Genomic DNA, 8665 nt, shown 5'->3' with positions numbered 1-8665 from the left:
GCGTACGACAGCCTCGGACTGGCGGAGTACGAGGCCATGGAAGCCTTCGTGCGCTACAAGTTCGAGTAACAGAAACTAGCCTTTAACTAAAGTATACTTCATACTTACACTTGTGGCACTGTAATCCAGACCCTCAAGTATAAAATGAAAGCAGGCGCGCTATACAATTAAGATAAAGATGCAGCATCACCAAAAGATAATAGGAATTGACATTGGAGCTACCAAAATCCAAATGGGGATTGTTCAGGATGGGAATATTCTGGAAGAGGTTAAGTTGCCGACTTCAGCTGCTGCCCCGAAAGAACAGATCATCCGGGAAATAGTGGCGGGTATAGAGCAGCTGGGCCATACCGACACTTTAGGTTTTGGCATAGGCGTACCCGGCCTGGTGGACGAACAGCGAGGTGTTGTACTGGGGGTACAGAACATACCTTCGTGGCAGGAAGTACACCTGAAACGAGACTTGGAGCGGCATTTTCAGAAGCCGGTATACCTAACCAACGATGCCAACAGTTTTGTGCTGGGCGAGAAGCTGTACGGCAAAGCCCGTGACTACCGCAACGTGGTGGGCCTCACGCTGGGAAGCGGCCTGGGCTCCGGCGTTATCATCGACGGCAAGCTGCATTCGGGCACCCTTTCGAGTGCAGGAGAGATCGGCGGCGTTCCATACCTGGACCAAACACTGGAGGATTACTGCAGCGGAAAATTCTTCTCGCAGCAATTCGGCATTACGGGGCACGAGGCACAGCGCCTGGCTGAGCAGGGCGACGCGCACGCGCTGGAGGCATTCAGCCAATATGGGTATCACCTGGGCAGTGCCATCAAAGTTATACTTTATCTGCTGTCGCCAGAGGCCGTGTTTCTGGGCGGCTCCATCAGCAGCTGCTATACGCTTTTTGAAGAAAGCATGCAGACAAGTATAGCCGCATTCCCGTTTAAACCGGTGTTAGCCCGTTTTCTGGTAGCGCCTTCCGAGATCGAGAATGCCGCCATACTTGGGGCAGCTGCGCTCTTTGAAATGAAAAATGTTAATAATCCCCAACCCCATAAAGCATTCTCATGAGAACAGGTCAGAATCTGCTGCTACTTTTAGCAGGCATCCTGGTTGCATTTACGGCATTAGCTCCTGCTTACGGCCAGGCAAACACAGCACAGCCAACCATCGCTCTTATTCCGAAACCACTTAGCCTACAGCCACAAACCGGCACTTTCCGGCTCAATGCTGAAACCAAGATCTATGTCGATCCGAAAAACGAGGAGCTTCAGAAGATCGGGCAACAGCTGGCAGAAGTTATCAAGAACGCCACAGGTTTACAGCTGCAGGTAAGCTCCAAAAAAGTAAAAAACAAGTATAAAAACATCATCCTGCTGACGCAAAAAGAGGCGGTGGATTCCTTAGGGGACGAAGGCTATACTTTGTCTGTTGCTCCCGCCCGCATTACGCTCCGGGCAAATAAGCCACAGGGCGTTTTCCTGGGTACCCAGACCATCCGGCAACTGCTGCCGGCACAAGCCCGAGTTGCAGCTATTAGCATTCCGGCGCTGGAGATTGCAGACAAGCCGCGCTACGCCTGGCGGGGCATGCACCTGGATGTCAGCCGCCATTTCTTCCCGGTAGACTTCGTTAAAAAGTACATCGACTACCTGGCGCTGCACAAAATGAACACCTTCCACTGGCACCTGACCGACGACCAGGGCTGGCGGATTGAGATCAAAAAATATCCGGAGCTGACGGAGAAAGGCGCTTACCGCAATGGCACCATCATCGGCCACGCCCCCGGCAACGGCAACGACAGCATCCGCTACGGCGGCTTTTATACCCAGGACGAGATACGCGACGTGGTGAAGTATGCGCAGGACCGGTATATAACTGTGGTGCCGGAGATAGAAATGCCGGGCCATGCGCTGGCGGCGCTCACCACTTATCCGCAACTCTCCTGCACCGGCGGCCCCTTTGAGGTGGCACAATCCTGGGGCGTATTTAAGGACGTGTTCTGCGCCGGCAACGAGCAGACGTTTCAGTTTCTGGAAAATGTGTTGACAGAGGTGATGGACCTCTTCCCAAGTAAAGTGATCCACATTGGTGGGGATGAGTCGCCGAAGGAGCGCTGGAAGGAGTGCCCGAAATGCCAGGCACGTATCGCGGCGGAAGGTCTGAAGGACGAGCACGAATTGCAAAGCTACTTTATCCAGCGCATCGAGAAGTTCCTGAACTCCAAAGGTCGTAAGATCATTGGCTGGGATGAGATTCTGGAAGGCGGCCTGGCCCCAAATGCCGATGTGATGTCGTGGCGAGGCATTGAGGGTGGCATTGCCGCTGCCAAGCAACATCATTATGTGGTGATGACGCCGGGCTCGCACGTATACTTCGACCATTACCAGGGAGACCCGAGCCTGGAGCCGCTGGCGATTGGCGGTTATACAACTTTACAGAAAGTATATTCCTTTGAGCCCACCCCTGCCGAACTGTCGCCCGAAGAAGCAAAGTATATTTTAGGCGCACAGGCTAACGTCTGGACCGAGTATATTCCCACAGAAGCGCAGGTAGAATACATGGTGCTGCCGCGTATGGCCGCTCTGTCAGAAGTGCTCTGGACCCCTGCTGCCAAAAAGAACTGGGACGACTTTAAACAACGCATGCAACAGCAGTACAAGCGCTACGATGCACTGGGCGCTAACTATGCCCGCAGCGCCTTTAACGTACGCCAGCAGGTAATACCGGACACGCTGCAAAAAGTGGACATCGTAAAATTTGAGACCGATGCCGCAGGCACCCAGCTATACTATACCCTGGACGGCTCTGTGCCCACAGCTGCTTCCCGCCCATATACCGCACCTTTTCCTGTTGATCGCTCAGTTGTAATCCGCGCCGGCTCTTTTGAGAATGGGGAACTGGCAGGCAAGGTAAGCGCCACGACCGTAGAGGCAAGCAAAGCTTTTGCACACGCTGTGAAGCTCACGAAACCAGCAAACCGTAACTATACTGCTTCCGGACCTGCCACGCTGGTAGATGGCTTATCGGGCTCCGAAAACCACACCGATGGAAACTGGCTCGGCTTTCAGGGAGATGACCTGGAGGCAGTGATCGACCTGCAAAAAATAACGCCTATTTCCAGGCTGAGCAGTTCTTACCTGCAAAGTGCCCGGTCGCAGATATTATTCCCATCGGCAGTGGAGTATGCTGTGTCTGAAGATGGTAAAAAATTCACCACTGTCAAGGTTATCACGCCTGTGATTGGGGCAGAAAGACCGTCAACTTTCCGGGAGGCCGTAACAGCGGAAATACCGGTAACAAACGCCAGGTATATCAAAGTAACGGCCCGAAACAGGAAAGCTGCGCCGCAAAAGGCCGGTGAGCCAGCCGGCAATACTTGGGTGTTTGCCGATGAGATAACCGTAGAGTAACACAACAAAAATACCGCGCCGCACAAGTATAAATTAGTGCCCGTTATACTTGTGCGGCCGCAAAAAACAGCTATTTATATCCCTGGCAACAAGCCACTTTATCGCTCCAAAACGTAACATATGACACGCATAGCTTCCACCACACAGCGTCAGGCAGTTCCAGCAGCAAGCCAGAAGCAGCAGACAAGGCCGATCATCATCATTGGTGCCTTGTTCTTTATCTTCGGCTCCGTTACCTGGCTGAACTCCGTGCTGATTCCGTACCTTCGGATCGCCTGTGAACTCACCAACTTTGAGTCGTACCTGGTGACCTTTGCATTTTACATTTCTTACCTGGTGATGGCGATCCCCTCCGCCTGGGTGCTGAAACTGACTGGCTTTAAAAAAGGCATGTCCGTAGGGCTCCTGATTATGGCTGTGGGCGCTTTGCTGTTCATTCCGGCTGCTCAGAACCGCACTTACCTGCTGTTCCTGATTGGGCTTTTTGTGCAGGGCACCGGCCTGGCTGTGCTGCAAACCGCCTCTAACCCCTACATTACCATACTTGGTCCCCGCGAGAGTGCGGCCAAACGCATCAGTGTGATGGGCATCTGCAACAAAGTAGCCGGTGTTATTGCGCCTATCGTACTCGGAGCCATCCTGTTGAACGGTGCGGACGATCTGGTGAAAGGCCTGGAAAATATGAGTGCGGTGGATAAGGCAACAGCGCTGGATGCTCTGGCCTCGCGCCTGGTAACGCCTTACCTGGTGGTGATGGGCGTGCTGGTTTTACTTGCCGTACTGATCTACTTTTCTTCATTACCGGAAGTGGACACTGATGAGGAAGACGAAGCGGTGGCGGCCGCCAACACCAATAAGACCAGTATTTTCCAGTTCCCGCACCTGTTGCTGGGCATGATTACCATGTTCCTGTATGTGGGCGTGGAAGTAATGGCCGGAGACACCATCATCAGCTATGGCGCCTCGCAGGGTATTGCCTTGTCAACGGCCAAGTTCTTTACCTCCTTCACCCTCGGGGCGATGATTGTAGGCTACCTCGTGGGCATCGTCGCTATTCCGAAGTATATCCGCCAGGAAAAGGCTTTACAGGTATCGGCGGTGCTGGGCGTGGTGTTTGCTTTGGGCGCGCTCTTTACCGAGGGCTATACGTCGGTGCTGTTCATCTCGCTGCTGGGCCTTGCCAACTCGCTGATGTGGCCTGCTATCTGGCCGCTGGCTATTGCCGACTTAGGGCGCTTCACCAAGATCGGCTCTTCGCTCCTGATCATGGGTATTGCGGGTGGCGCTGTGATTCCGCTCATCTATGGCTCGCTGGTTGATATGTTTAACGCGCAGCAGGCTTACTGGATTATGGTACCCTGCTACCTGTTCATCTGGTTTTACTCCGCCAAAGGCCATACCATACGAAAATAGTCCGCTATTGCATTCGGGCGCTGCCACATGGCAGTTATACTTCGGCCCGGAAGGGTGGCATAGTTAAAAGCTTTCTATCGGGTGCTGGCAGCGCTTTGATCCTCTAATACAATCAGCATGAAAAACAGTTTTAGCAAAGCCTGCCTTATTATACTGCTGCTCTGGCTGCCGCTTTTTGCTTCAGCGCAACATCTGAAAGAACTGAAAGCCTGGGCAGCTAAAGATGCTAAAAGCCGGGGTGCTTTCCGGGAGCAGCCTTTTGCGGATGCGGTACTCTCCGAAAAAGAAGCGGCCGAGGCTACCCAGATCTTGTGGCAGGACAGCAGGCAGCAACTAAAAGCAGCGCTGGCACAGGAATGGCAAAACAAAGCCTTTCAAGCCGGCAGCCATACCCTGAAGTTTAAGTATAAAGTGTTTGGCGAGCAGCCTGCCGACGGCCGCAGCCTCTACATCTCGATGCATGGCGGTGGAAACGCTTCGCCTGAGGTAAACGACCAGCAGTGGGAAAACCAGATCCGACTCTATACACCTGCCGAAGGAGTGTATGTAGCTCCACGCGCTCCTACCGATACCTGGGACCTGTGGCATCAATCGCACATCGACACTTTATTCGATAAACTGATAGAAGCGGCCATAGTGTTTGAAGGCGTGAACCCAAACAAAGTATACCTGATGGGCTATTCTGCCGGTGGAGACGGGGTGTACCAGCTGGCGCCGCGCATGGCCGACCACTGGGCAGCAGCTGCCATGATGGCCGGTCACCCGAACGAGGCCTCGCCCGTAAACCTGCGCAACATTGGCTTTACTATTCATGTGGGCGCTTTGGATGATGGGTTTAACCGGAATGCCGTAGCCCAAAAGTGGAGCCTGCTGCTCGACAGCCTGCAACAGCAGGACCCCGAAGGTTACAAATACTTCGTGCAACTGCATACCGGGCGCGCCCACTGGATGAACAGGGAAGATAGTGTCGCCGTGCCCTGGATGGCCGCTTTCAGAAGAAATCCTGTGCCGGCTAAAGTAGTATGGAAACAGGACGATGTGCACCATACCAGCTTCTACTGGCTGGCAGTGCCTGCCTCAAGCGCAAAAACAGACAACGTTGTTGTAGCCGCTTACAAAGACAACACGATTAATATCACCCGGAACGATAGCGACACCCTTTACATCCGCCTCAACGATCAGATGGTGAATCTGAACAAACCTGTTACGGTCACTTACCTGGGCCGTTCTGTTTTTAAAGGAAAGCTGAAGCGAAAACTGCGTCTCATGCATCAAACGCTTGAAGAACGGAAAGACCCGGGGCTGGTTTTCTCTTCAGAGATCATGCTCGTGAACGGGAAGGTGGCCGCTACTTCCAACGCATCAGAGCTTGCCAACTAGCAATTCCTGACACACGATGAATGATAGCATCTAACTAAAAGTTTCTGTTATCCGCATCCCTCTATACAAGCAAAATTTAGCACCCACATGAACAATACAAATCAACTGTTCCGCACCACGCTTACAGTCGTTATACTTGGCACGAGCTTACTAGCCGGATGCCAGCGCATACAGGAAGAAGGCGAAACCGTAGCTGACAGCAGCGCTCTTCACCTGACCCAATACGTCGATCCATACATTGGCACCGGCTTTCACGGGCATGTGTTTATGGGCGCCAACGTTCCCTTTGGTGCCGTTCAACTGGGCCCTACCAACATCTCCGAAGGCTGGGACTGGTGCTCCGGCTACCACTACTCCGACTCTACGATCATCGGCTTTTCGCACACGCACCTGAGCGGCACCGGCATTGGCGACCTGGGTGACATATCGGTGATGCCGACAACGGGTCCTGCAATCGTGAAGAAAGGAACGCTGAAAAATCCGGGTTACTTTTCGCTTTTTTCGCATAAGGAAGAAACTGCCCGGCCAGGCTATTATGCCGTGCGCCTGAAGCGCTACGATATAAAAGCAGAACTGACCGCCACGCCCCGCGTGGGCTTTCATCAGTATACCTTCCCGAAGGCGGAGGAGGCAAACATTGTGTTTGATTTGAAAGAAGGGATAGGCTGGGATCTGGCCACAGAAACTTACATCGAGCAGGTAAACGACACCATGCTTACCGGCTACCGTTACTCCAAAGGTTGGGCCCCGGACCAGCGTCTATACTTCGCCGCTATTTTTTCTAAACCGATGCAGCACTTCGCAGTCTACCAGGATTCGGTTTTGGCGACAGGCACTTCGCTTAAAGGACAAAGAGTAAAAGGCGTAGCGCAATTCGCCACGCAGAAAGGCGAAAAGATACAGCTGAAAGTAGGCATATCACCTGTCAGTATTGTCAATGCACTCGGCAACATAAAAGCGGAAGTCCCGCGCTGGAACTTTGAAGAAATAGCGGCGAACGCCGATGCAGCCTGGAACACAGAGCTCCAAAAAGTACGCATCGAAACGGATAACGAAGCGCAGAAACGCACGTTTTACACGGCTTTATACCATACCATGATCGCGCCTTCTATCTTTAACGACAGCAACGGCGATTATTTAGGAACAGATAAGCAGGTACACCAGAAAGCGCCTTTTACTAACCTGACTACCTTCTCGCTCTGGGACACCTACCGGGCCGCCAACCCGCTGTTCACGATCCTGCAGACCGATCGTGTGAACGACATGATCAACACCATGCTGGCAATTTACCAGCAGCAGGGCAAGCTACCCGTATGGCACCTGATGGGCAACGAAACCAATACCATGGTAGGCTATAGTGCGGTGCCGGTGGTGGCCGATGCTTACCTGAAGGGCTTTGATGGCTTCGACGCCAACCTGGCCTACGAAGCAGTGAAAGCTACTGCCATGCGCGATGAAAGAGGATTGAAATTTGTGAAAGAGCTCGGTTTTATACCTGCCGACAGCGAAGTGGAAACAGTAGCAAAAGGCCTGGAGTATGCCATTGACGACTGGTGCATTGCCCAGATGGCCAAGCGGATGGGGAAAGAGGAAGACTACCAGTACTTCAGCAAACGCGCGAAGAACTACCAGAACTATTTCGATCCTTCCACCCGCTTTATGCGCGGCAGAGTGTCGAAAACCGAGTGGCGTACGCCTTTTGACCCGTTTGTATCACGCCACATGAAAGACGATTTTACCGAAGGCAATGCCTGGCAGTATACGTGGCTGGTGCCGCAGGATGTAGAAGGGCTAGTCAGCCTGCTGGGCGGCGAGAAGGCGTTTACGCAAAAGTTAGATTCCCTTTTTATCGTGAAAGGAAATATGGGAGAAGAAGCTTCCAGCGACATCACAGGCCTGATCGGGCAGTATGCCCACGGCAATGAGCCCAGCCACCATATCACATACCTCTATGCCTACGTGGGACAGCCCTGGAAGACAGCTGACAAAGTACGCTACATCCTGGATAGCCTCTACACCGACCAGCCGGACGGCCTCAGCGGCAACGAGGACGTAGGCCAGATGTCGGCCTGGTATGTGTTCTCCACCTTAGGCTTTTACCCGGCAAACCCGGCCAACGGCGCTTACGTGTTCGGTAGCCCTGCCGTAAAGGAAGCAACGCTGGCTCTTGGTAATGGAAAGGTTTTCCACCTGGTCGCCCAAAATAACAGCGCCGAAAACAAGTATATCCAAAGTATCACCTTCCGTGGCAAGCCTTACACGAAATCCTACATCCGGCACAAAGACCTGATGCAGGGCGGGGAAATGGTCATCGACATGGGAAACACGCCAAGCACGACCTGGGGCGTTGCTCCGGAAGACAGGCCGCACTCAATCGTTTATAACTAGGACACCCTCCGGCTATACTTACAAAAGCCTCCGCAGCTATTCATCGCTGCGGAGGCTTTTGTATTTACATTGTCACTAC

At 53.0% G+C, this 8665-nt stretch carries 5 protein-coding genes; all 5 read left to right on the top strand.

Annotated features, from left to right (window positions below; all coding sequences use genetic code 11):
- Nucleotides 1–178 precede the first annotated feature (178 nt).
- The 5 genes from ABDW72_RS17410 to ABDW72_RS17390 all read left to right on the top strand — a co-directional run bounded on the left by ABDW72_RS17410 (nt 179) and on the right by ABDW72_RS17390 (nt 8586).
- Entirely contained in the window at nt 179–1063 is an 885-nt protein-coding gene (locus tag ABDW72_RS17410; RefSeq protein ID WP_347159877.1) for an ROK family protein, read from the top strand.
- Nucleotides 1060–3405, top strand: a complete 2346-nt coding sequence (locus ABDW72_RS17405) for a glycoside hydrolase family 20 protein (protein WP_347159876.1) — start codon at nt 1060–1062, stop codon at nt 3403–3405. Before ABDW72_RS17410 ends, ABDW72_RS17405 begins: the two co-directional genes overlap by 4 nt.
- Before the next feature lie 120 nt (nt 3406–3525).
- Nucleotides 3526–4818, top strand: a complete 1293-nt coding sequence (locus tag ABDW72_RS17400) for a sugar MFS transporter (protein ID WP_347159875.1) — start codon at nt 3526–3528, stop codon at nt 4816–4818.
- Between the two features lie 117 nt (nt 4819–4935).
- Complete coding sequence (locus tag ABDW72_RS17395; RefSeq protein WP_347159874.1) at nt 4936–6198, top strand: hypothetical protein; 1263 nt, start codon at nt 4936–4938, stop codon at nt 6196–6198.
- A gap of 87 nt (nt 6199–6285) precedes the next feature.
- Nucleotides 6286–8586, top strand: coding sequence for a GH92 family glycosyl hydrolase (locus ABDW72_RS17390; protein WP_347159873.1), 2301 nt, complete (start codon nt 6286–6288; stop codon nt 8584–8586).
- Nucleotides 8587–8665 lie beyond the last annotated feature (79 nt).

This window comes from Pontibacter chitinilyticus, assembly GCF_039748935.1.
GTDB lineage: Bacteria > Bacteroidota > Bacteroidia > Cytophagales > Hymenobacteraceae > Pontibacter > Pontibacter chitinilyticus.
Note: the sequence above shows the minus strand (reverse complement) of the source record. Positions and strands in the feature narration are given on the sequence as shown.

What these genes read in the sequence shown, in the direction of transcription:
- ABDW72_RS17390 (WP_347159873.1), top strand. Translation starts at nt 6,286, where the DNA reads ATGAACAATACAAATCAACTGTTCCGCACCACGCTTACAGTCGTTATA.
- ABDW72_RS17400 (WP_347159875.1), top strand. Translation starts at nt 3,526, where the DNA reads ATGACACGCATAGCTTCCACCACACAGCGTCAGGCAGTTCCAGCAGCA.
- ABDW72_RS17410 (WP_347159877.1), top strand. Translation starts at nt 179, where the DNA reads ATGCAGCATCACCAAAAGATAATAGGAATTGACATTGGAGCTACCAAA.
- ABDW72_RS17405 (WP_347159876.1), top strand. Translation starts at nt 1,060, where the DNA reads ATGAGAACAGGTCAGAATCTGCTGCTACTTTTAGCAGGCATCCTGGTT.
- ABDW72_RS17395 (WP_347159874.1), top strand. Translation starts at nt 4,936, where the DNA reads ATGAAAAACAGTTTTAGCAAAGCCTGCCTTATTATACTGCTGCTCTGG.